This window comes from Corallococcus exercitus, from assembly GCF_042231735.1.
Classification (GTDB): Bacteria; Myxococcota; Myxococcia; order Myxococcales; family Myxococcaceae; genus Corallococcus; species Corallococcus exercitus_B.
On sequence record NZ_CP102577.1, the window covers coordinates 6175984 to 6198095 of the forward strand.

The window sequence follows — 22112 nt, forward strand, 5'->3', positions numbered from 1 at the left end:
CGGCCCCATGCCGGCTGGCGACTGTCCCCTGAGGACGGCCCGGGCGAAAAAGCGTTTCCTTCCGGGACTCCAGGCGCTCCGCCAGACGTTGGCTCCAGGTGGGACCGCTCCCGCCTGAGCGTGGAGCGTTTGCTGGAAGACGGGCCAACATCCTGAATCCCCAGGGGGCATTGCCTCCTGTAGCCTGCGACGCGCATCCATGAATCCCCCCTCGGAGGCACGCCCACAGGAAGTCCTGTTGTTCACCCTGGAGCGGCAGCGCTATGGGCTGCCCGTGGAGGACGTGCGCGAGCTGGTGCGCGCCGCGCGCCTCACGCCCCTGCCCCGGGCCCCGGACGTGGTGGAGGGCCTGCTCAACCTGCGCGGTGAGCTGCTGCCCGTGCTGGACCTGCGCCGCCGCTTCCGCCACCCCGCGCGCGCCCTGTCCCCCATGGACCACTTCATCGTCGCCTCCGCCGGGGGCCGGCAGGTGGCGCTGCGCGTGGACCGGGCGGAAGGGCTGCACGCCGTCGCCCCCGGGGAATGGGACGCGTCCCCCCAGCAGCTGCCGGGCGTGGGGTACGTGGCCGGGGCCGCGAAGCTGGCGGACGGGCTGGTGCTCGTGCACGACCTGCGCTCGTTCCTCTCCCAGGCGGAAGCCCTGCAACTGGACACCGCGCTCGGAGCCCTTCCGGAGCCCGCTTGATTGGCGGCGTCCTGCCCCCGGGCTTCAAGGAGGTGCTCGCCCTGGTGGAGGAGCGCGCGGGGCTCGCCGCGCCCAGCTGTCTGGCCGCCGCGCTGGAGGGCATCCAGCGCGCCATGGCCCGCGCCAACCAGGACGACGTCACGCGCTACCTGCATGAGGTGGCGCTGGACCACGCGCTCTTCGATGACCTGCTCACCGAGCTCACCATCGGAGAGACGTACTTCTTCCGCACGCACGAGCACTTCGACCACCTGCGCCGCGTGGTGCTGCCGGAGCTGCGCGAGCGCCGGGGCCAGGAGCACCTGCTGCGCGCGTGGAGCGCGGCGTGTTCCTCCGGCGAGGAGCCCTACTCCATCGCCGCGCTGCTGATGGCCGAGGGCTGGGAAGAGCGCATGACGGTGCGCGCGACGGACGTGTCGCGCACGGCGCTCAGCCGCGCCCAGCAGGCCCGGTACACGGACTGGTCCCTGCGCGGCCCTTCCGCGGACCGCATGCGCGCCCACCTCAAGCAGGAGGGCCGCTTCTACTGGCTGTCGCAAGACGTGAAGCGCCACGTGCAGCTGGGCTACCTCAACCTGGCGCTGGAGACGTGGCCCTCGTCGGAGAGCGGCATCTGGCAGCTGGACGTCATCTTCTGCCGCAACGTCCTCATCTACTTCAACCGCGCCACCATCGAGGGCGTGGCGCGCAGGCTCCATGCGTCGCTGGATGACGGCGGGTACCTGTTCACGGGGCCGTCGGATCCGCCGCTCGGGGACTACGCGCCGTTCGAGCCCGTCCTCACGGAGTGGGGCGTGCTGTACCGCAAGCCCCTGTCCGGCGCGAACGCGGGGCACTTCGTTCCGCTCCAGCCGCTGGCGCCGCTGCGCACGGACGGCACGCCCTTCACCGCCGGGCCCCAGGGGACCGGACGCACCGGATCCGGAGCGGTCCCCGCGGCGATGGATCCTCGGACCCGGCCGTCTCCGACGGGGGGTTCCAGCGGGCCCGCGCCGGGGATGCCCTCGACGTTCGGGGCCGAGGGGGCTTCCGCGCCCTGGGGGACCGGGCTCGCCGGGAGCGTCCCTCCCGCGTGGGGGACCGAGCCCTCCGGCTCCGCGGCTCCCGCGTCGGGGACGGGCGCTTACGGATCCGGGACCCCCGCTTCAGGCACCGGGCCCGTCTCCGGTGGCCGCTCCTCCAGCGGGACCCGGCCCCGCTTCGCGCTGAGCGTGGAGGCGCTGGAGGCCGTGCGACAGGCGCTGGCCCGGGGCGACTGGCGCGAGGGCGCGCGGCGGGCGGGGGCTCAATCGGCCGACCCGGAGGAGGCCGTGGCCGCGGTTCGTGCACTGGCCAACCTGGATCCCCGCGCGGCGGTGTTCGCCTGCGGGGAGGCCGTTGTTCGTCACCCACTGGTCGCCGGTCTGCGGTATCTGGAAGCCCTGCTGCTCCTGGGGCAGGCGCGGCTGGCCGACGCGGAGAAGTCCGCCCGGCAGGCGCTCTACCTGGAGCCGGGGCTCGCGGTGGGCCACCTGCTCCTGGGCCACGTGCTGCGCCGGCAGGACCAGAGCGCCGCCGCCGCCCGGGCCTACCGCGAGGCGGAAGGGCTGTGCCGGAAGCTGCCGCCAGAGGCGCTGGTGCCCCTGGCGGAAGGAGAGCGGGCCGGAGCACTGGCGGACGTGGCCCGCTCGGAGTGGCGGCGCCTGGAGCGGACTGAAGGCGGAGACGCGAGCTGATGCCGAAGCGCGACGGAATCATCGACTGGGACAAGGCCCGGGCCCGGCTGAAGGAACTGGAGCGCGCCACCGAGGCGCGCGACGTCTTCACCGACGAGGCCGCTCGCGCCGCGCTCGACGCCCGCGCCCTCGCCCTCGCCCGTCCGCCGGTCATCCCCGTGCTGCCCGGCAGCCAGCGGGAGATGGTGCGCTTCAAGGCCGCGGGCCAGACGTACGCGCTGGAGTCGCGCTTCATCCTGGAGGTCATGCGCGCGCCGGAGCTCACCCCGCTGCCGGGCGCGCCGCCGCTGTTGCGCGGGCTGACGCTCCTGCGCGGCGAGGTGCTGCCCGTGGTGGAGCTGGCGCCGCTGTTCGGCCGGCCCGCGTCGCAGGGCACCGGCCCCGTGCTGGTGGTGGGCACGGCCCGCGCGGAGCTGGGCCTGCGCACGGATGAAGTGACGGAGGTGGCGGTGCTGACGGGCACGGAGCTGTTGCCCGCGCCCCCCTCCCTGGAAGAGGAAGCGGGCGCGCTGGTGTCCGGCGTCGGCCCCGACGGCACGCTCGTCCTGGAGGGAGAGGCCCTCCTCGCGGACGAGCGTCTCGTGTTCGAGCTGTCCGAAGAAGGAGTCGCATGAGCATCGGGAATCGCATCGCGCTGGGCTTCGGGCTGTCCCTGCTGGTCCTGCTGATCATCGCCGGAGTGGCCTTCCAGGGCGCCCAGCAGCTCACCACCACCACCGAGGGCCTGCTGGAGGCCCACAACAACTACAAGCTGCTGCGCGAGGTGCGCGCCCTCATCGTGGACGCGGAGACCGGCCAGCGCGGCTTCATCCTCACCGGCGACGACAGCTACCTGCGCCCGTACCAGAACGCCCTGAACGAGCTGCGTGCGGACCTGGACGCCCTGCGCCCTGCGATGGCCCGCTACCCGGATCAGCGCACACGCTTCTCGAAGCTGGAGCCCCTGGTCCTGAACAAGCTGGACGAGCTGGCCGACACCATCCGCGTCCGCCGTGAGCAGGGCTTCGAGGCGGCCCAGGCCATCGTGAAGACCAACCGCGGCCAGCGGGAGATGGAGACCATCCGGGAGACCATCTACGAGATGCGCGACACGGAGGAGGAGCGCTGGAAGCAGTATTCCGATGCCGCCACCCAGGCCGCGCAGCGCAGCGTCTGGGTGCTGGCGCTGGGCACCCTGATGGGCCTGGCCATCGTGGGCGTGGGCAGCTTCGTCATCACCCGCGGCATCACCGACCCCCTGCGCAAGCTCACCTTCGGCGCGGAGCAGCTGGGCAAGGGCGACCTCACCCACCGCATCGACGTGCGCGGCAAGGACGAGATGGCCGACCTGGCCGGCGCCTTCAACGGCATGGCGGAGCGCCGCCAGCAGGCGGAGGTGCAGCTGGCGAAGCAGGCCGAGCAGCGCGAGCACACGCTCAAGACCGTGGCCGAGTTCGTCAACCAGCTGGCCGGCGCGTCCTCCGAAATCCTCGCCAGCACCACCGAGCAGGTGGCCGGCGCCCAGGAGCAGGGCACCGCCGTCACGGAGACGGTGAGCACCATCGAGGAGATCACCAAGACGTCGGAGGAGGCCGCCGGCCGCGCCCGCGCGGTGAGCGAGTCCGCCCGGCACTCCGAGGAGGTGGGCCGCTCCGGCCGCCGCGCCGTGGAGGAGGCGGTGTCCTCCATGGGCGCCGTGCGCGACCAGGTGGAGTCCATCGCGTCGCGCATCCTCGCCCTGGCCGAGCAGGCCCAGGCCATTGGCGACATCATCACCACCGTCAACGACATCTCCGAGCAGACGCACATGCTCGCGCTCAACGCCTCCATCGAGGCGAGCCGCGCGGGTGAGCACGGCCGCGGCTTCGCCGTCGTCGCCTCCGAGGTGAAGGCCCTGGCGGATCAGTCCAAGAAGGCCACCGCGCAGGTGCGGCAGATTCTCGGTCAAATCCAGAAGGCCACCCACGGCGCGGTGATGACCACGGAGGAGGGCACCAAGAGCGTGTCCGCCGCCACCCGCGTCGTCACCGAAGCGGGCGCCACCATCCAGCAGCTGGCGGACCTGCTCACGCAGGCGTCGCTCACGGCCGCTCAGATCGCCGCGTCCGCCAACCAGCAGGCCACCGGCATCGGGCAGATCCGCCAGGCGATGCACGACGTGAACCAGGCCACGCAGCAGGGCCTCATCTCGTCGCGGCAGACGGAGCGCGCGATGCAGGACATCAACGCCATGGGCCAGAAGTTGAAGGGGCTGCTCGGGGAGTTCGGGCGCTAACCCATGGATCGCGACAGGCTGGCGCAGGCACTGCTGGACTCGTTCCTGGAGGAGCTGGAGGGGCACGTCGTGTCCCTCAACCGGGACCTGCTCGCCCTGGAGCAGGCCCCGGCGCGCGCGAAGGAGCTCATCCCCGGCCTGCTGCGCACGCTGCACAGCGTGAAGGGCGCCTCGCGCGCGGCCAGCGCCGCCATGGTGGAGAACGCCTGCCACCGCATGGAGGAGGTGCTGGAGCCGCTCATCCACGGGCGCACGCCCACGCCGGACCTCTTCGAGCTGTGCTTCGCCACGGTGGACGCGCTGGACGACGCGGGCCGCCGGCTGGCGTCGCGCCAGGAGCTGGCCGGCTCGCCGCTGGAAGCCCTGCTGCCGCAGCTGGAGCAGTCCGCGCACGGCGCGCCGCCCCCCCAGGCCCCGGTGCCGGCACCCGAGCCGATGCGGGCCCCCACCCCGAAGCCCCCGCCGCCCCAGGCCGCCGCGGAGGCCGAGCCGGAGCTTCCCGTCCTCGCGCAGGTCAGCGGGGAGACGCTGCCCGTGCGCGTGTCCGGGCAGAAGCTGGACGCGCTGCTGGGCCGCAGCGGTGAGCTGCGTGTGGCGATGCTGCGCCTGGAGGGCCACGCCGAGTCCCTGGAGGCGCTGCGCGACGACGTGGCCGGGCTGCGCGAGCGGGTGCGCGGCACGCAGTCCGAGACGACGCTGCGCCGCGTGGAGCTGGAGCTGGCGCGGGTGGCGCGCGTGCTGGCGCAGGACCGCCGCGCGCTGTTCCAGTCCTCCACCGGGCTGGATGACGAAGTGCGCCGCTCGCGCATGCTCCCCTTCGAGGAGGGCTGCACCGGCCTGGAGCGCGCCGCGCGCGACGTGGCGCACGGCCTGGGCCGGCGCGTGCGCATGGAGGTGCACGGCGGCGGGCTGGACCTGGACCGCTCCCTGCTCCAGTCCCTGCGCGAACCCTTGCTGCACCTGGTGCGCAACGCGGTGGCGCACGGCCTGGAGGCGCCGGAGGAGCGCGTGCGCCACGGCAAGCCAGAGGAGGGGCGCGTGGTGCTGTCCGCGCGGCTTCGCGGCAGCCGGGTGGAGGTGGCGGTGGAGGACGACGGACGCGGCCTGGACCTGGAGGCCCTGCGCGAGCGCGCGCGGGCCCGGGGCCTGGAGGCGCCCGAGGACGACGCGGACGCGGCGCGGCTCGTCTTCCTGCCCGGCCTGTCCACCGCGGCGAAGGTGACGGCGGTGTCCGGCCGGGGCGTGGGCCTGGACGTGGTGCGGGCCCAGGTGGAGGCGCTGCGCGGCAGCGTGGAGGTGGCCTTCAAGGCGGGCCAGGGCACCCGCTTCACGCTGGACGTGCCCCTCACCCTGAGCACCCTGCGCGTGCTGCTGGTGTCCGTGGGCGGGCAGATACTGGCGCTCGCCAGCGAGGGCGTGGACCGGCTCTTGCGCCTGTCTCCCTCCGACGTGCGCGAGGTGGAGGGCCGCATGTCCTGGGTGACGCCGGACGCGCTGGTGCCGCTGGCGTCGCTCGCGGGCGTGCTGGACCTGCCCGCGGGGCCGCCCAAGGCGCGGCCGTCCGCGGTGGTGCTGTCGGCGGGCACCGCGCGGGCGGCGCTGGTGGTGGACGAGGTCATCGCGGAGCAGGAGGTGCTGGTGCGCTCCCTGGGCAGCCGCGTGAAGCGGGCGCGGCACGTGGCCGCCGCGGCGGTGCTGCCGGATGGGCGCATGGCGCTCCTGCTCAGCCCCGCGTCGCTGGTGCGGGCCGCGGGCGGCCGCCCCTCCGCCCACTTCTTCCCCACGCCCAAGGAACAGGCGGCGCGGCGGCGCGTGGTGCTGGCGGACGACTCGCCCACGACGCGCATGCTGGAGCAGAGCATCCTGGAGGGCGCCGGCTACGACGTCGTCGCGTGTGCGGACGGCGCGGAGGCCTGGGAGCGGCTGCAGGCGGGCGGCGCGGACGCGATGGTGATGGACGTGGAGATGCCGCGCATGGATGGCTTCCAGGTGACGGAGGCCGTGCGCGCGTCGCCGCGCTTCGGACGGGTGCCGGTGGTGCTCGTCACGTCGCGAGAGAAGCCCGAGGACAAGGCGCGCGGCCTGCAAGCCGGCGCGAGCGCCTACATCGTGAAGAGCGCGTTTGACCCCACGAGCCTGCTGGAGACGCTGAGGCGACTGCTATGAAGACCGAACCGTTGCGCATCCTGGTGGCCGAGGACTCGCCCACCGCCCGGCGGCTGCTGGTGGAGATCCTGCGCACCGACCCGGCGCTCACCGTGGTGGGCGAGGCCCGGGACGGCCTGGAGGCGGTGGAGCTGTGCCAGCGGCTGCAGCCCTCGCTGGTGACCATGGACATCCAGATGCCGCGCATGGACGGCCTGGACGCCACCCGCCGCATCATGACGGAGGTGCCCACACCCGTGGTGGTGGTGTCCACGCTGGTGGAGCGCGACATCCAGACGTCCATGGCCGCGCTGAGGGCCGGGGCGCTCGCGGTGCTCCAGAAGCCGGTGGGCCCGGAGTCGCCGGACTTCGAGGCGGACAGCCGCCGCCTGCGCGACACGCTCAAGGCCATGGCCCAGGTGAAGGTGGTGCGCCGCTGGCCGGAACGCGCCGCCACGCCCTCGCCCCCGCTGGAGGCGACGCCCACCCCCAGCACCCGTGCGCCGGCGGTGCTGGCCATGGCCGCGTCCACCGGAGGCCCCGCCGCGCTCTACCGCATCCTGTCCGACCTGGGCGCCCGGGACACGCCCCCGCCCCCCATCCTGCTGGTGCAGCACATCGCGCTGGGCTTCGGCAGCGGCCTGGCCACGTGGCTGGGCACCGCCACGAAGCTGCGGGTGAAGGTGGCCGAGGACGGCGAGCCGCTCACCCCCGGCACCGTGTACCTGGCCCCGGACGACAAGCACCTGGGCGTCACCATGGACCACCGCGCGCAGGTGTCCGGCGCCGCGCCCATCCAGGGCTTCCGCCCTTCCGCCAACTGGCTGTTCCGCGCCGTGGCCCGGGCCTACGGCCAGACGGCCCTCGCCGTGGTGCTCACCGGCATGGGCCAGGACGGCCTGGACGGCATCCGGGACCTGCACCAGGCGGGCGGGCGGGTGATCGCCCAGGACGAGGCGACGTCCGTGGTCTACGGCATGCCCGCCGTGGTGGTGGGCGCCAACCTGGCGCACGAGGTCCTGCCGCTCGGGCAGATCGCCCGCCGGCTGCTGGCGCTGCTCCAACCCGGAGTGCGGTTTCCCTGAAGTGTTGGTTGAGCGAAATTCATTCGTCTGAGTTCGTGGCCGGAATGGCGGCCCTATGACGGAGTGTCAATATCGGGTCCAATGGGGCACCCCCTGCCCCCTCTCCTTGATGAGCGCTCCCACGACTGGTCTGGCCTACGAAGCGGTCTTCGCCGCCATCCCCGACCCTGCCTACCTCCTGGATGGCACGGGCCGGCTGGTGTCGTGCAGCGCCGCGGGCGCCCGGGCGCTCGGCCGCGCGGCGGAGGAGCTGGCGGGGCGGCACTGGAGTGAGCTGGGCCTGCCCCAGGAGGCGCTGACGGCGCTGGAGTCCGCGCGCGTGCGCGTGGTGACGCTGCGGGAGTCCACCACCGTGGAGGCGCCCTGGCCGGGCGCGCAGGGCATGCGCCGGCACGCGCTGGTGCTCACGCCGCTGGGCACGCACGCGGACGTGTCCCCGGCCGTGCTGGTGACGGCGCGGGCACTCACGGAAGCCGAAGCCATCTACTCGCGCGCCCTGGAGATGGAGCAGGCCGCGCGCGCGGAGGTGGAGACCGCCGAGCGCCGCCGGTCCTTCCTGTACCAGGCGATGACGACGCTGTTCACGCACCCGCCCGACCCCCAGGGCATGTACACGCTGCTCGCGCACCTGGCGGTGCCGGACCTGGCGGACTGGTGCCTGGTGGACGCGCTGGAGCAGGGCCCGTGGGTGGGCCGCGCGGCGGTGGCGTGCCTGGACCCGACGCAGCAGGAGCGCGCCCGGGGCCTGCCCACGCGCATGGAGGTCCGCGAGGACGCGCCGGTGGGCCTCTTGCGCGTGCTGCGCACGGGCGAGCCGGAGCTGGTGCCGGCGGTGACGGAGTCGCTCTTGCGCGCGGCGGCGGCGGAGCCCGCGCACCCGGCGATGCTGGAGGCGCTGCAGGCGCGCTCGTACATGATCATCCCGCTGCGCGCGCGCGGCCACACGCTGGGCGCGGTGACGTTCGTGAGCTCCGGCTCCGGGCGCCGCTACGGCCCGGACGACCTGGCGCTGGCGGAGGACCTGTGCCTGCGCGCGAGCCTGGCCATCGACAACGCGCGGCTGGTGGGTGAGTCCCGCCGGGCCGCTCGCGCGCGCGAGGACCTGCTCGCGGTGGTGTCGCACGACCTGAAGAACCCGCTGGGCGTGGTGCAGCTGGGCGCGGCGCTGCTGTTGCGCGGCACGGCGGGCAAGCCGGGCGGCGAGGCGGTGGCGAAGCAGGCCACGCGCATCAACGACGCGGCCGAGCGCATGTCGCGGCTCATCTCCGACCTCCTGGACTGGGGCCGCCTGGAGGCCGGGCACCTGCCGCTGGAGTTGGGCGAGCACACCGCCGTGGCGCTGGCCACGGAGGCGCTGGAGTCCATCCGGCCGCTGGCGGAGGCCAAGGGGCTGCACCTGGAAGCGGACCTGCCCGCGGAGGGGCTGCGCGTGAAGTGCGACCGCAGCCGCGTGCTCCAGGTGATGGGCAACCTCCTGGGCAACGCGGTGAAGTTCACCCCGCCGGGCGGCACGCTGGCGGTGAAGGCGGTGATGCGCGGCGGCGAGGTGTCCTTCGACGTGCGCGACACGGGCAACGGCATCACACCGGACGCGCTGCCGCACATCTTCGACCGCTACTGGCAGGCGCGCGACGCGGCTGCCCGCGGCACCGGACTGGGGCTGGCCATCGCCAAGGGCCTGGTGGAGGCGCACGGCGGCTCCATCCGCGCGGAGAGCATCCTGGGCACCGGCAGCGTCTTCACCTTCACCCTGCCCGTGGCGCACCTGCCCCTGGCGCCCGCCGCGCCCACGCTGGCCGCGAGCGGCATGTCCCGGCCGCGCGACACCTACGAGCACTGACTCAGCGCCCCTTCCTCCGCGCGGGCGGGGTGAGCACCTGCCGCGCGTGCTCCAGGAAGGCGCGCAGCGCGGGTGATACCTGCGCGCGGCTGGGGAAGTAGAGGAAGAGGCCCGGCACGGACGCGGCGTACTCCTCCAGCACCCGGCGCAGCGTGCCCGCCTTCAGCTGCGCCTCCACCTGCGACTCCAGCACGTACGCCAGGCCCAGGCCGGCCTCCGCCAGCCCCAGCCAGACGCGCTCGTCGTTGGTGGTGACGGTGCCGCGCACCGGCAGCCGCCACGTGCGCGAACCCTTCTCCAAATCCCACGGCAAGAGCGCGCCGGTGTTGGACGAGCGGTAGGTGAAGCAGTCGTGCTGGAGCAGGTCCTTGGGCTTCACCGGCGTGCCGTGGCGCTTCAGGTACTCCGGCGCGCCCACCACGACGAAGCGGAACGGGGGCGCCATGCGCACCGCCACCATGTCCCGCTCCAGGTACTCCTCCATCCGGACGCCCGCGTCGAAGCCCTCCGCGACGATGTCCGCCTTGCGGTTCTCCACCACCAGGTCCAGCTCCACCTGGGGATGGCGCTCGTGGAACGAGGCCAGGAGCGGCGTGAGGAGGAAGGGCAGCGCGCCGGACGGCAGCGTCAGCCGCAGCGCGCCCGTCACCTCCCCGGGCCGTGAGGATGCGTCCTTGAGCGCCCCCAGGGCCTGCGCCACGCCCGGCCCGGCCTGCTCCACCAGCCGGCGCCCCGCCGCCGTCACCGCCACGCTGCGCGTCGTGCGTGACAACAGCGGCACACCCAGCCGCTCCTCCAACTGCCGCACCGTGTGACTCAGCGCGGAGGCGGACACGCCCAACTCCGCCGCGGCGGCCGCGAAGCTGCGGTGCCGGGCGACGGCGAGGAACTGGTGCAACGCATTGAGCGGGGTGAGGGCCATTCCTGAGCTTTCCTCAGGAGTCCATCCGGATTCCAGACATACCCCTGGAAGCGTCCGTCCCCTATCCCTTGTCCTGTCTCGCGGCGCCGCACCCTTCCCTTCGCGCGAGCAGGAGTCCTCCCATGGCATCCCCTCCCCTTCCCCTGTCCGGCCGCGTCGCCGTCATCACCGGCGCCTCCAGTGGCATTGGCGCCGCCACCGCCCTGCGCCTCGCTCGGGACGGCGCGAGCGTCGCCCTGCTCGCACGCCGCAAGGAGCGGCTGGACGCGCTCGTCTCCACCATCACGCAGGCGGGTGGCCGGGCGCTCGCGCTGGCCGCCGACGTCCAGGACGCGCGGTCCGTGAAGGAGGCCGCGAAGGCCATCGCGGGTGAACTGGGCGTCGCGGACCTGGTCCTCAACAACGCGGGCGTCATGCGGCCCACGCCCCTGGAGGCGCACCCCACGGAGGACTGGGAGCGGATGATTGACTTGAACGTGAAGGCCAGCGTGCGCGTCGTGGAGACCTTCGTGGAGCCGCTGCTGGCCGCGGCGAAGGCGGGCGGGCCCTCGGACCTCATCAACGTGTCGTCCGTCGCCGCGCAGGCGGTGTACCCGAACTTCAACGTCTACGGCGCCACCAAGGCCGCCCTCACCCACCTGTCCCGCCACCTGCGCGCGGAGCTGGGCCCCCGCTTCGTCCGCGTGATGGCCCTGGAGCCGGGGCTGGTGGACACGGCGCTGCACGACGGCAACACCGACCCGGGCGCGCGGGCCTGGCTGGACGGCGCCCGGAAGTCCCTCACCTGGATGTCGCCGGAGGAGATCGCGGGCATCATCGCCTTCGCCACCGCCCTGCCCCGGCACATCAACTTCCAGCAGCTCACCCTCATGCCCACCCAGCAGGCCTGAGCCGCACCCCACGCCTGTTGCCGAGGTGGCCTTCAGCGTGCCATGCAGGCGCCTTATGTCCTTTCTGCATCAGGCGCTGGTGTTCCTGGCCGCCACGGTCATCGCCGTGCCCCTCTTCAAGAAGCTGGGGCTGGGGTCCGTGCTGGGCTACCTGGCGGCGGGCGCGGCCATCGGGCCGTATGGCGCGGGCCTCATCTCCGACGTGGAGAACATCCTCCACATCGCGGAGCTGGGCGTGGTGCTGCTGCTGTTCGTGATTGGCCTGGAGCTCCAGCCGTCGCGCCTGTGGAACCTGCGCCGCTCCGTGTTCGGCATGGGCGGCGCGCAGGTGGTGCTGACGGGCCTCCTGCTCGCGGCCGTGGCGAAGGCGCTGGGCCTGTCCTGGGGCGCGGCCATCATCGCGGGCTTCGGCCTGTCGCTGTCCTCCACCGCGTTCGCGCTCCAGCTGCTCGCGGAGAAGAACCAGCTCACCACCGAGCACGGCCAGCTCGCCTTCGGCATCCTCCTGTTCCAGGACCTGGCCGTGATTCCCCTGCTGGCCGCGCTGCCGCTGCTGGGCGTGGTGGACACGCCGTCCACGGAGGCCGGGTGGCTGGTCGCCGTGAAGGCCGTGGGCGTGGTGGTGCTGGTGGTGCTGGCGGGCCGCTACGCGCTCCGGCCGGTGTTCCGCGCGGTGGCGTCCGTGCACAGCCAGGAGCTGTTCACCGCGACGGCGCTGCTCGTCGTCGTGGGCACCGCGTCGCTGGTCAGCGCGGTGGGCCTGTCCATGGCGCTGGGCGCGTTCCTCGCGGGCGTGCTGCTGTCGGAGTCCGAGTACCGCCACGAATTGGAGGCGGACATCGAGCCCTTCAAGGGCCTCCTGCTGGGCCTGTTCTTCATCGCCGTGGGCATGTCCGTGAACCTGGCGCTGCTCATGCGCGAGCCGCTGCGCGTGCTGGCGCTGGTGCTGGGCCTCACCGTGCTCAAGGCGCTGGTGCTGTACGGGCTGGGGCGCGTGGGGCTGAAGAAGCCGGGCTCCGCGCTGAGCCTGGCGGTGGTGATTTCGCAGGGCGGTGAGTTCGCCTTCGTCCTCTTCTCCCTGGCGGTGTCCTTCCACGTGATGGACCGCGCGCAGGCGGACCTGCTGGTGCTGGTGGTGGGCCTGTCCATGGTGGTGACGCCGTTCCTGTCCGCCATCCACGAGCGCTGGGTGGCGCCGCGCTTCAAGCACAAGGGCCCGCAGCGCGAGTACGACGTGTCCCCGGAGGAGGACCACCCGGTCATCATCGCGGGCATGGGGCGCGTGGGGCAGGTGGTGGCCCGCCTGCTGCGCGCCCGCCGCATCGGGTTCACCGCCATCGACGCGAGCGCGGAGCACATCGACTTCATCCAGCGCTTCGGCAACCAGGTGTTCTACGGCGACGCGTCCCGGCTGGACCTGCTGCGCGCGGCCCGCGCGGAGAAGGCGAAGGTGTTCGTGCTGGCCATCGACGACATGGCCGCGTCCCTGCGCACCGCGCAGATGGTGAAGGAGCACTTCCCCCACCTGACCATCTACGCTCGGGCGCGCAACCGCGAGCACGCGTACCGGCTGCTGGACCTGGGCGTCACCCACCTGGTGCGTGAGACGTTCGACGCGAGCCTCGCCATGGCCGGCGACGTGCTCCAGGAGATGGGCCTCACCTTCGCGGAGGCCCGCCGCTCCATGGAGCGCTTCCGCGAGCACGACGAGGCCCTGATGCTGGAGAGCGCCAAGGTCTTCAAGGACGAGAAGAAGATGATGGAGGTCATCGTCCGCGCCCGCCGCGAGCTGGAGCAGCTGTTCGAGAAGGACGAAGCCGAGCAGAAGTCGGCCTGAGGGGGACACCACCATGAGCGCCGACGCGAAGCCCTCCTCCTCCCGCCTCTACCTCTGGGTGCTGGCGGCCATCTTCGCGGGGGGCCTGCTGGGCCACTTCGCGCCCACCACCGCGGTGAAGTTGAAGCCGCTGGGCGACGCGTTCATCGCGCTGGTGAAGATGCTCATCTCCCCGGTCATCTTCCTGACCGTGGTGCTGGGCGTGGCCAACGTGGCGGACATGAAGAAGGTGGGCCGGGTGGGCGGCAAGGCGCTGCTCTACTTCGAGGTCATCTCCACGCTCGCGCTCGTCATTGGCGTGGTGGTGGTGACGGTGCTCAAGCCCGGCTCCGGCTTCAACGTGGATCCGCGCACGCTGGACGCGAGCGCCGTGGCCCGCTTCGCCCAGCAGGCGCATGACCAGTCCACCACGGGCTTCCTCTTGCACATCATCCCGCGCACCTTCGTGGACGCCTTCACCGGCGAGGGCGACCTGCTCCAGGTGCTGCTGCTGGCGCTCTTGTTCGGCTTCTCGCTGACGGCCATTGGCGCCACCGCGAAGCCCGTGGTCGTCCTCTTCGAGGCGCTCTCCAAGGCCTTCTTCCACATGATTGGCACGGTGATGAAGCTGGCGCCCATTGGCGCGGGGGCCTCCATGGCCTTCACGCTGGGCGCCTACGGCGTCACCAGCCTGGGGCCGCTGTTGCGCCTCATGGGCTGCTTCTATCTGGCGTGCGTGCTGTTCGTCGTGGTCGTGCTGGGGCTCGTCGCGCGGCTGACGGGCTTCTCCATCCTGAAGTTCCTGCGCTACATCCGCGCGGAGCTGTTCCTGGTGCTGGGCACGTCGTCGTCGGAGTCCGCGCTGGTGCCGCTGATGCAGAAGCTGGAGCGGCTGGGCTGCTCCAAGTCCGTCGTGGGGCTGGTGGTGCCCAGCGGCTACTCCTTCAACCTGGATGGCACCAACATCTACCTGACCATGGCCGCGCTGTTCGTGGCCCAGGCGCTCAACGTGGACCTGACGTTCACGCAGACGGCGACGCTGCTGGGCGTGGCGATGCTCACGTCCAAGGGCGCCTCCGGCGTGACGGGCGCGGGCTTCATCACCCTGGCCGCCACGCTGGCGGTGGTGCCGTCCGTGCCGGTGGCGGGGCTGGCGCTCATCCTGGGCATCGACCGGTTCATGAGCGAGGCGCGCGCGCTCACCAACTTCATTGGCAACGGCGTCGCCAGCATCGTCGTCTCCCGCTGGGAGAACGAGCTGGACCGCGAACGGCTGCGCGCGGAGCTCAACGGCCAGGCCGTGCCGGAAGCGCCGCCGGCCGACGCGGGGACCCCCGCCTGAACCTCCGGGGCCTGCTCAGCCGTGCGCCACCGCGTCGCGCACCGCGGCCTTCAGCACGTCCAGGTCCACCGGCTTGTCCAGGAGCCGCCGGGCGCCCAGCCGCAGCGCCTCCGCGTGCGTCTCCTCGTCCGCGAAGGCGCTGAGCAGCAGCACGGGGCACGCGATGCCCTGGTCACGCAACCGCCCGAGCGCCTCCAGGCCGGTGCGCCCCGGCATGCGCACGTCGCTGACGATGAGGTCCGGCGGGACGAGCGTGCCGCCGTGGCCCTGCATCATCGCCACGTAGTCGCCCAGCTCGAAGCCGTCCTCCACCTCCACCACCGTGTAGCCCGCGCGCCGCAGCGTGCGCACGAGCATGGCGCGCATCGCGTCGTCGTCCTCGGCCACCAGGATGCGCGCGGCCGGCGCCGCTTCTTCTTGAGGAGGTGCGTTCATCATTCGAGCGCGGAGGAGCACGGCGCATGCCACGTGCGTCGCCCCATGCCTTCCGGGGCCGTGGATCCGTCGTGCCCCGTGGGTTGCCGGGGCATCCTGCCCCCGCCGGGGCAATGTGCCCCAGGCATGCATGGCCCTCCTGCCCCACATTGTCAGCGCGGCACCCGGGGGTAGGGCCGGCGGCGCGGGTTGGCATGGCCGATGCTCTGGCGCCCCTCAGCTCACATGCTGTCGTGACGCAGCACCCGCGGTCCCCGTAGGGTACCTCCCCGGTCCGTGTGTTCCTCCCCCCTCACCCACGAACCGGGGGTTGCCTCTTCCGTGAAGCTCGCTCGCAAATTCACCCTGGCCCTGGTGCTGCTCGCCGTCGCGGTGATGGCCGGCCTGCAGGCGTTCCAGGTCAACCGGGAGCTCGCCCGGACGGAAATCGACACGCGGCACGACCACCGCCTGCTCGGCCACACGCTGGCGGGCTCCATTGGCAAGGCGTGGCAGCTGGCCGGTGAAGCCGAGGCGCTCACGCTCCTCAACCAGGCCAACCGCTTCCAGGAGCAGGTGCGGCTGCGCTGGGTGTGGCTGGACGGCGGTCCGGGCTCCGGCTTCGCGCCGGTGCTGCCCCCGGCCCTGCTGCTCAGCCTGCGCGCGGGCCATGACGGCTGGCTGATGGACGCGTCCACCAGCCCGGGCGTGCTGCGCTCCTACACGCCGGTGTTCCTGGGCCGGCGCATGGGCGCCATTGAAATCACCGAGTCCATGTCCGAGCAGGAGCAGCACGTGCGCACCACCGTGGTGGGCACCGTCATCGCCACGGCGGCGCTCTCCGTGTTCTTCCTGCTGGCCGCCATGGCCATGGGCCGCCGGCTGGTGGGCCGGCCGGTGGAGCAGCTGGTGCAACTGGCGGGACGGATTGGCGAGGGCGACCTCACCGCGCGCGTGCCCCTCAGGCGCGAGCAGGGCGACGAGCTGACGACGCTGGCGGTGGCCATGAACCGGATGGGCGAGCAGCTGGAGGAGACGCGGGCGCGGCTGGCGTCGGAGACGGCGGCGCGCCTGCGCACGGTGGAGCACCTGCGGCACGCGGACCGGCTCACCACCGTGGGCAAGCTCGCGTCCGGCGTGGCGCACGAGCTGGGCACGCCGCTCAACGTCGTGATGGGCCGCGCGAAGATGGTGTCCTCCGGCGAGGCGGAGGGCGACGAGGTGAACGAGTGCGCCCGCATCATCTTCCAGCAGGCGCAGCACATGACCGGCATCATCCGGCAGCTCCTGGACTTCGCCCGGCGCCGCACGCCGTCGCGCGCGCCGGAGGACCTGTCGCTCCTGGCGGAGCGCACGTTCTCCCTGCTCAAGCCCATGGCCAGCAAGAAGGGCGTGGTGCTGTCGCAGGAGGTGCCCTCCGGGTTCACCGTGGAGGTGGACGCGGGGCAGTTCCAGCAGGTGCTCACGAACCTGGTGATGAACGGCCTGCACGCGATGAACCAGCCCGGCACGCTGCGGGTGCGCTCGCAGGTGCTGCGCGCCACGCCCCCCGCGGACGTGGGCGGCGCGGAGCAGGAATGGGTGCGGCTGGACGTGGAGGACCAGGGCTCGGGCATCCCGGCGGATGTGCTGCCCCACGTCTTCGAGCCCTTCTTCACCACCAAGGACGTGGGCGAGGGAACGGGGCTGGGACTGTCCGTCTCCTATGGGATGGTGCGGGACCACGGCGGCTGGATTGACGTGAAAAGCGAGCCGGGCCGTGGGAGTTGTTTCTCCATCTACCTGCCGCCGGGGACGCACGCATGCCAGGCCGCATCCTGATTGTCGAAGACGAGCGCGAGATGCGCGCCATGGTGGAGAAGGGCCTCCAGCGCCGGGGCTTCCTCCCGGTGGCCGTGGCCGCCGCGGACGAGGCCCTCCAGCGGCTGTCCGGCGAGGACTTCGACACCGTCCTCACCGACCTGCGCATGCCGGGCATGGACGGCCTGGCGCTGTGCGAGCGCATCGTGCTCAACCGGCCGGACATCCCCGTGGTGGTGGTGACGGCCTTCGGCAGCCTGGAGACGGCCGTGGCCGCCATCCGCGCGGGCGCCTACGACTTCATCACCAAGCCCATCGACCTGGACGCGCTGGTGCTGGTGCTGGAGCGCGCCGTGCAGCACCGCGCCCTGCGCGCGGAGGTGCGGCGCCTGCGCGAGGCCCTGGACCAGCGCCAGGACGACGGCGCGCTCGTGGGAGAAAGCCCCGCGCTCAAGCAGGCGTACGCGCTCATCGACCGGGTGGCGGACGTGGACGCCACGGTGCTGATTACCGGCGAGAGCGGCACCGGCAAGGAGGTGGCCGCGCGCGCCCTCCACGCCCGCGGCCGGCGCAAGGAGGGGCCCTTCGTGGCCATCAACTGCGCGGCCATGCCGGAGCAGCTCCTGGAGAGCGAGCTGTTCGGCCACGCGAAGGGCGCCTTCACCGACGCGAAGGCCTCGCGCACGGGCCTCTTCGTGAAGGCGAATGGAGGCACGCTGTTCCTGGATGAAGTGGGCGAGCTGCCCATGACGCTCCAGCCGAAGCTCCTGCGCGCGCTGCAGGAGCGCGTGGTGCGCCCGGTGGGCGGGGACACGGAGACGCCCTTCGACGCGCGCATCGTCGCGGCCACCAACCGCGACCTGGAGCTGGCGGTGGAGGAGAACCGCTTCCGCGAGGACCTCTACTACCGGCTCAACGTCATTGGCCTGGAGCTGCCCCCGCTGCGCGCGCGCGGCAACGACGTGCTGCTCCTGTCGCAGCGCTTCGTGGAGCAGTTCGCGTCCCGCACGGGCAAGAAGGTGGTGGGGCTGTCCCCCGCGGCGGCGCAGCGCCTGCTGGCCTACGGGTGGCCAGGCAACGTGCGCGAGCTGCAGAACTGCATCGAGCGCGCCGTGGCGCTCACGTCCTTCGAGCAGCTCACGGTGGACGATTTGCCGGAGCGCATCCGCAACTACAGCACGCCGCGCGTGGTGCCGGAGAACACGGACGCGTCGGAGCTGGTGACGCTGGAGGAGCTGGAGCGCCGCTACATCCACCGCGTGCTGGAGGCCGTGGGCGGCAGCCGCACGCTCGCCGCGCGCATCCTGGGCGTGGACCGCAAGACGCTGTACCGCAAGCTGGAGCGCGGCGACGCCGAGGCCCGGGAGGCAAAAAAGCCCTGACCTGGGAAAATCCGGGGCCCGGCGGACCCGCCTCCATCCGCTCCGGCCACAACCCTCCACCATGGACGCACGGCTGGGGGCCCGGAGGGTGGCGTGCCGCGCGGAAGCCCGTCATCCCTCGGGGTGGGCCCCCGCCTGGCCTTGAGCGGGGTATGGTTCCAGGAGGATGCACTCCGTTCCCGTCCACCCTGTGTTTTCTGTCGCGTGGCGGACCTCACGCGCAAAGCAGGCGACAGGAACGTCACTGACCCGTTTCATCCCGGAGGTTTCTCCGTACCCTCGGAAATCCACGAGTCCATGAATCCCGTAACGGCGGTCAGGACGCCTTCCGCCATCCTGGTTCCGTGTCCCGGCATTGAAGCCGGGCACGCTTGAGAAGCACCGCCGTGTTTTCCACCTGAAGGGACCCCGCTCCCCGTACCCCGACGACCCGCCGATGGCCCACGCTCCCGCCCGACCGCGCTCCCGTCCCTCCGCCCCGTCCCAGACGGAGGCGCCCGGCCTGGGCCTGCTCGCGCTGCTGGAGGGGCTGCCGGAGGCCTTCCTCGGCGTGGATGCGGGCTGGCGCATCAGCTACCTGAGCCCGCGCATGCGCGAGCTCTTGGGGCCCCGCGTCCAGCCGGGGGACGACCTGCGCAAGAAGGTGGCGGACGTGCTGGGCCTGGGTTCGCACCTGCGCCTGGACGCCCCCGCCACCGCGCAGCCGGCCGCCGCGCGCTACGAGCACCGCTGGCACGAGGGCGGCTTCTGCTTCGAGGTGAGCACCCGCCCCGTGGACGGCGGCCTGCTGGTGCACTGCCGCGACATCACCCACGAGTTCCAGGCCCGCCATGAGCTGCAGCGCGTGGGCCAGCTCTTCCAGGCGGTGATGGAGGGCACCACCGACGCCATCTACATCAAGGACCTGGAGGGCCACTACCAGGTCATCAACTCCGCGGGCGCGCGCGCCCTGGGCCGCACCGTGTCCGAGGTGCGCGGGCGCACCGACGCGGAGCTGTTCCCCCCCGACGAGGCCCGGGTCAACCTGAAGCACGACCGGGACGTGCTCAAGGCGGGCCACCCCCTCACCTACGAGGACGCGCAGAAGGACCCCTGCGGGGACGTGCGCGTGTGGATGTCCACCAAGGGCCCGCTGCGCGACCCGGAAGGCCACGTGTTCGGCCTGTTCGGCATCAGCCGCGACATCACCCAGCGCAAGTGGGCGGAAGAAGAGGTGCGCCGGCACGCCGAGTTCCAGGAACACCTCATGGGCATCATCAGCCATGACATCCGCAGCCCGCTGGGCGCCATCATGAACTGGTCGCGCGTGCTGGCGGCCGGCGGCCCCGCGGAGGAGACGGCGCGCACCAGCCGGCGCATCGCCACCGCGGCGGTGCGCATCGAGCGGCTGACGCGCCTGCTGCTGGACTTCACCCGCGCCCGGCTGGTGGGCGGCGTGGTGATTGAGCCGCGCGGGTCGGACGCGCAGGAGCTCTTGACCAAGGTGGCGCACGAGTTCCGCGTGGCCTTCCCGCAGCGCGACATCGTCGTGGAGCACAAGGGCAACACGCAGGGGCACTGGGACCCGGACCGGCTGGCGCAGGTGGTGTCCAACCTGGTGGAGAACGCGCTCAAGTACAGCCCGGCGGACCAGCCCGTGAGCCTGGCCACGCGCGGCCTGCGCAACAAGGTGGTGGTGACGGTCCACAACCACGGGCGCCCCATCCCGGAGGCCACCCTGCCCCACCTCTTCGAGCCCTTCCGCCAGGGCCCGCAGCAGACGCGCACGCTGAAGATGAGCTACGGCCTGGGGCTCTACATCGTGCGCGAAATCGTGCATGCCCACGGCGGCACCATCGACGTCACCTCCACCGAGGACGACGGCACCACCTTCACCGTCACGCTGCCGCGCCGCGCGCCGCCCCGGAAGGGCCCGCCGCCCGAGCCGCCGCACCCTCCCGCGCACCGCCCCTGAGGGGGCCCGGCGCGCCCGTCAGACGAAGCGGGAGATGAGCGGCACCAGCGCGTCCAGCGGCGCGCTGCCGTTGGACAGGCCGGCTTCCGCCACCGCGCGCGGCATGCCGTACACCACGCAGGAGGACTCGGCCTCCGTGAGCACCACGCCGCCCGCGGCGCGCAGGGCCCGCGCGCCCTGGAGCCCGTCCTCGCCCATGCCGGTGAGCACCAGCCCCAGGGCGTCCCGCCCCCAGACCTCCGCGACGCTCTGGAAGAGCACGTCCACGGAAGGGTGGTGCGGGGTGCCCAGCGGATGGCGGTCCAGGCGCACCAGGTTCAGCGCCCCGTGCCGCGCCACCTTCAGGTGGTGCCCTGCTCTCGCCAGCACCGCGCGGCCCGGCACCAGCTCCAGGCCGTCGCTCGCCTCCACCACCTCCAGCGCGCTCTGCGAGTCCAGCCGCTTCGCCACGGCCTCCGTGTAGCCGGCGGGGATGTGCAGCGCGAGCACCACCGGCGCCGGGAAGTCCCGGGGCAGCGCCGACAGCAGCCGCGTCAGCGCCTGCGGCCCGCCCGTGGACGTGCCCACCGCCAGGAGCTTCGGGGACGTCGCGGGCAGCGTCCGCGCGGGCGGGGCGTTGATTGCGGCCTCCAGCTCGCTCGCGTAGCGCGGCACCGCGCGGCCGGCGACGCGCACCTTCTCCACCAGCTCCGCGCCCAGCTCGTAGAGCCGGTCGGTGGCCAGCGCCGTGGGCTTGTGCACCAGGTCCACCGCGCCCGCCTGGAGCGCGGCCACCGCCAGGTCGCTGTCCGCGCCCGCGCTGCTCACCACCACCACGCGGGGCGCGTCCGGCATGCCGGCCAGCGCGCGCAGGAAGCCCGTCCCGTCCAGCGACGGCATCACCAGGTCCAGGGTGATGACGTCCGGCTTGAGCTCCGCCACGCGCTCCAGCGCGTCCAGCCCGTCGCGCGCGGTGCCCACCACCTCCAGCCCCTCCGCGTCCGACAGCACCTTGCGCAGCACCTTGCGCGCGAACGCCGAGTCGTCCACCACCAGCACGCGCAACGTCATGAGTCCGCCTTGCTGTAGAAGAACGCCCCGCGGCGCTCCTCGCAGCGCAGCGCCGTGCCAAAGCGCATCAGGGACTCGGACGTGCCCACCACCAGGTGCCCGCCGGGCCGCAGCGCCCCGGTGAGGCCATCCACCACGCGGCGCGCGGTGTCGTCCTGGAAGTAGATGAGCACGTTGCGGCAGAGGATGGCGTCGCAGCTCCCCGGCTCCGGGTAGCCCGCGATGTCCACCAGGTTGAGCTGCCGCCACTCCACGCGGGCCAGCAGGTCCGGCCGCACGCGGGGACGGCCGTCCACCACGTCCAGCCAGCGCCCCACCACGCCCGGGGGCAGCGCGCGCATGCAGCGCAGGTTGTGCTCCCCCGTCCGCGCGCGCTCCAGCGCCCGGGCGCTCAGGTCCGTGGCCAGGATGGACACGTCCCCCAGCACGCCGCGCGCATCCAGCATCATGGCCAGCGTGAGCGGCTCCTCGCCGGTGGCGCACGCCGCGCACCACACCCGGGGCTTGCGGCCGGCCTTGACCTCGGGCACGAGCAGCTCGTCCACCAGCACCTCCAGCGCCTGGGGCTCGCGGAAGAAGTACGTCTCGTGGACGAGCAGCGCCTCCACCAGCGAGTCCAGCGCCTCCGGCCCCTTCGGGTCGTAGCGGAGGAAGTAGTAGTAGTCGAGCAGCGAGTCGAACCCGGCATCCAGCGCCCGGGTGGACAGCTTCTCCGCCAGCAACTCCCGGTCCTCGGGCCCGTAGTGCAGGCCCGAGCGCTGCTCGATGAGCATGGCCAGGATGGCCAGGACCTGCGGGGACAGCGGCAGCGTGCTCAT

The 22112-nt window shown here is 72.7% G+C and carries 17 protein-coding genes; 13 read left to right on the top strand and 4 right to left on the bottom strand.

The window, feature by feature from the left end; translation table 11 throughout:
- Nucleotides 1–199: 199 nt before the first annotated feature.
- From NR792_RS24420 to NR792_RS24450, 7 genes are all read left to right on the top strand, one after another.
- Nucleotides 200–685, top strand: coding sequence for a chemotaxis protein CheW (locus NR792_RS24420; RefSeq protein ID WP_375755084.1), 486 nt, complete (start codon nt 200–202; stop codon nt 683–685).
- Nucleotides 682–2400 (top strand): CheR family methyltransferase, encoded by a 1719-nt coding sequence (locus NR792_RS24425; RefSeq protein WP_375755085.1) that lies wholly within the window; start codon nt 682–684, stop codon nt 2398–2400. Before NR792_RS24420 ends, NR792_RS24425 begins: the two co-directional genes overlap by 4 nt.
- On the top strand, nt 2400–3014 hold the full coding sequence (locus NR792_RS24430) for a chemotaxis protein CheW (RefSeq protein WP_375755086.1): 615 nt from the start codon (nt 2400–2402) through the stop codon (nt 3012–3014). Before NR792_RS24425 ends, NR792_RS24430 begins: the two co-directional genes overlap by 1 nt.
- Entirely contained in the window at nt 3011–4654 is a 1644-nt protein-coding gene (locus tag NR792_RS24435) for a methyl-accepting chemotaxis protein (protein WP_375755087.1), read from the top strand. Before NR792_RS24430 ends, NR792_RS24435 begins: the two co-directional genes overlap by 4 nt.
- Nucleotides 4655–4657: 3 nt before the next feature.
- Nucleotides 4658–6820, top strand: a complete 2163-nt coding sequence (locus NR792_RS24440) for a response regulator (protein WP_375755088.1) — start codon at nt 4658–4660, stop codon at nt 6818–6820.
- Nucleotides 6817–7884, top strand: coding sequence for a chemotaxis-specific protein-glutamate methyltransferase CheB (gene cheB / locus NR792_RS24445; RefSeq protein WP_375755089.1), 1068 nt, complete (start codon nt 6817–6819; stop codon nt 7882–7884). Before NR792_RS24440 ends, cheB (NR792_RS24445) begins: the two co-directional genes overlap by 4 nt.
- A 109-nt stretch (nt 7885–7993) precedes the next feature.
- On the top strand, nt 7994–9724 hold the full coding sequence (locus tag NR792_RS24450) for an ATP-binding protein (RefSeq protein WP_375755090.1): 1731 nt from the start codon (nt 7994–7996) through the stop codon (nt 9722–9724).
- Between the two features lies 1 nt (nt 9725).
- Here the strand turns inward: NR792_RS24450 and NR792_RS24455 are convergent, their stop codons facing one another.
- Nucleotides 9726–10646 carry a LysR family transcriptional regulator gene (locus NR792_RS24455; RefSeq protein ID WP_375755091.1) on the bottom strand — a complete coding sequence of 307 codons (921 nt, stop codon included), beginning with the start codon at nt 10644–10646 and terminating at the stop codon, nt 9726–9728.
- A gap of 122 nt (nt 10647–10768) precedes the next feature.
- On the opposite strand from NR792_RS24455, the gene NR792_RS24460 reads away from it, so the two are divergent.
- The 3 genes from NR792_RS24460 to dctA are packed head-to-tail and all read left to right on the top strand — an operon-like array spanning nt 10769 to nt 14694.
- Nucleotides 10769–11536: an SDR family oxidoreductase gene (locus tag NR792_RS24460; protein WP_375755092.1), complete on the top strand. Its 768-nt coding sequence runs from the start codon at nt 10769–10771 to the stop codon at nt 11534–11536.
- 55 nt (nt 11537–11591) lie between these two features.
- Nucleotides 11592–13373, top strand: a complete 1782-nt coding sequence (locus NR792_RS24465; protein ID WP_375755093.1) for a monovalent cation:proton antiporter-2 (CPA2) family protein — start codon at nt 11592–11594, stop codon at nt 13371–13373.
- 13 nt (nt 13374–13386) lie between these two features.
- Nucleotides 13387–14694: a C4-dicarboxylate transporter DctA gene (gene dctA / locus NR792_RS24470; RefSeq protein WP_375755094.1), complete on the top strand. Its 1308-nt coding sequence runs from the start codon at nt 13387–13389 to the stop codon at nt 14692–14694.
- A 15-nt stretch (nt 14695–14709) separates the two neighbouring features.
- Here dctA and NR792_RS24475 read toward each other — a convergent pair whose 3' ends face one another.
- On the bottom strand, nt 14710–15132 hold the full coding sequence (locus tag NR792_RS24475) for a response regulator (protein ID WP_375755095.1): 423 nt from the start codon (nt 15130–15132) through the stop codon (nt 14710–14712).
- Between the two features lie 318 nt (nt 15133–15450).
- Between NR792_RS24475 and NR792_RS24480 the strand changes: the two genes are divergently transcribed.
- From NR792_RS24480 to NR792_RS24490, 3 genes are all read left to right on the top strand, one after another.
- The gene (locus NR792_RS24480) at nt 15451–16929 is read left to right on the top strand and encodes a sensor histidine kinase (RefSeq protein WP_375755096.1); all 1479 of its coding nucleotides are present in this window, start codon (nt 15451–15453) and stop codon (nt 16927–16929) included.
- On the top strand, nt 16911–18290 hold the full coding sequence (locus NR792_RS24485; protein WP_375755097.1) for a sigma-54-dependent transcriptional regulator: 1380 nt from the start codon (nt 16911–16913) through the stop codon (nt 18288–18290). Before NR792_RS24480 ends, NR792_RS24485 begins: the two co-directional genes overlap by 19 nt.
- A 436-nt stretch (nt 18291–18726) precedes the next feature.
- Nucleotides 18727–20244, top strand: coding sequence for an ATP-binding protein (locus tag NR792_RS24490; RefSeq protein WP_375755098.1), 1518 nt, complete (start codon nt 18727–18729; stop codon nt 20242–20244).
- Nucleotides 20245–20262: 18 nt separating this feature from the next.
- Here the strand turns inward: NR792_RS24490 and cheB (NR792_RS24495) are convergent, their stop codons facing one another.
- Together cheB (NR792_RS24495) and NR792_RS24500 are read right to left on the bottom strand one after the other, a co-directional pair.
- Entirely contained in the window at nt 20263–21294 is a 1032-nt protein-coding gene (cheB, locus tag NR792_RS24495; RefSeq protein ID WP_375755099.1) for a chemotaxis-specific protein-glutamate methyltransferase CheB, read from the bottom strand.
- Nucleotides 21291–22112: a CheR family methyltransferase gene (locus NR792_RS24500; protein WP_375755100.1), complete on the bottom strand. Its 822-nt coding sequence runs from the start codon at nt 22110–22112 to the stop codon at nt 21291–21293. Before NR792_RS24500 ends, cheB (NR792_RS24495) begins: the two co-directional genes overlap by 4 nt.

Bases quoted from the DNA above. Each gene is read 5' to 3' on its own strand.
- NR792_RS24420 (WP_375755084.1), top strand. From the start codon at position 200: ATGAATCCCCCCTCGGAGGCACGCCCACAGGAAGTCCTGTTGTTCACC.
- NR792_RS24485 (WP_375755097.1), top strand. From the start codon at position 16,911: ATGCCAGGCCGCATCCTGATTGTCGAAGACGAGCGCGAGATGCGCGCC.
- cheB (WP_375755099.1), bottom strand. From the start codon at position 21,294: ATGACGTTGCGCGTGCTGGTGGTGGACGACTCGGCGTTCGCGCGCAAG.
- NR792_RS24465 (WP_375755093.1), top strand. From the start codon at position 11,592: ATGTCCTTTCTGCATCAGGCGCTGGTGTTCCTGGCCGCCACGGTCATC.
- NR792_RS24475 (WP_375755095.1), bottom strand. From the start codon at position 15,132: ATGATGAACGCACCTCCTCAAGAAGAAGCGGCGCCGGCCGCGCGCATC.
- cheB (WP_375755089.1), top strand. From the start codon at position 6,817: ATGAAGACCGAACCGTTGCGCATCCTGGTGGCCGAGGACTCGCCCACC.
- NR792_RS24435 (WP_375755087.1), top strand. From the start codon at position 3,011: ATGAGCATCGGGAATCGCATCGCGCTGGGCTTCGGGCTGTCCCTGCTG.
- NR792_RS24440 (WP_375755088.1), top strand. From the start codon at position 4,658: ATGGATCGCGACAGGCTGGCGCAGGCACTGCTGGACTCGTTCCTGGAG.
- NR792_RS24460 (WP_375755092.1), top strand. From the start codon at position 10,769: ATGGCATCCCCTCCCCTTCCCCTGTCCGGCCGCGTCGCCGTCATCACC.
- NR792_RS24500 (WP_375755100.1), bottom strand. From the start codon at position 22,112: ATGAGCACGCTGCCGCTGTCCCCGCAGGTCCTGGCCATCCTGGCCATG.
- NR792_RS24455 (WP_375755091.1), bottom strand. From the start codon at position 10,646: ATGGCCCTCACCCCGCTCAATGCGTTGCACCAGTTCCTCGCCGTCGCC.
- NR792_RS24450 (WP_375755090.1), top strand. From the start codon at position 7,994: ATGAGCGCTCCCACGACTGGTCTGGCCTACGAAGCGGTCTTCGCCGCC.
- dctA (WP_375755094.1), top strand. From the start codon at position 13,387: ATGAGCGCCGACGCGAAGCCCTCCTCCTCCCGCCTCTACCTCTGGGTG.
- NR792_RS24490 (WP_375755098.1), top strand. From the start codon at position 18,727: ATGGCCCACGCTCCCGCCCGACCGCGCTCCCGTCCCTCCGCCCCGTCC.
- NR792_RS24430 (WP_375755086.1), top strand. From the start codon at position 2,400: ATGCCGAAGCGCGACGGAATCATCGACTGGGACAAGGCCCGGGCCCGG.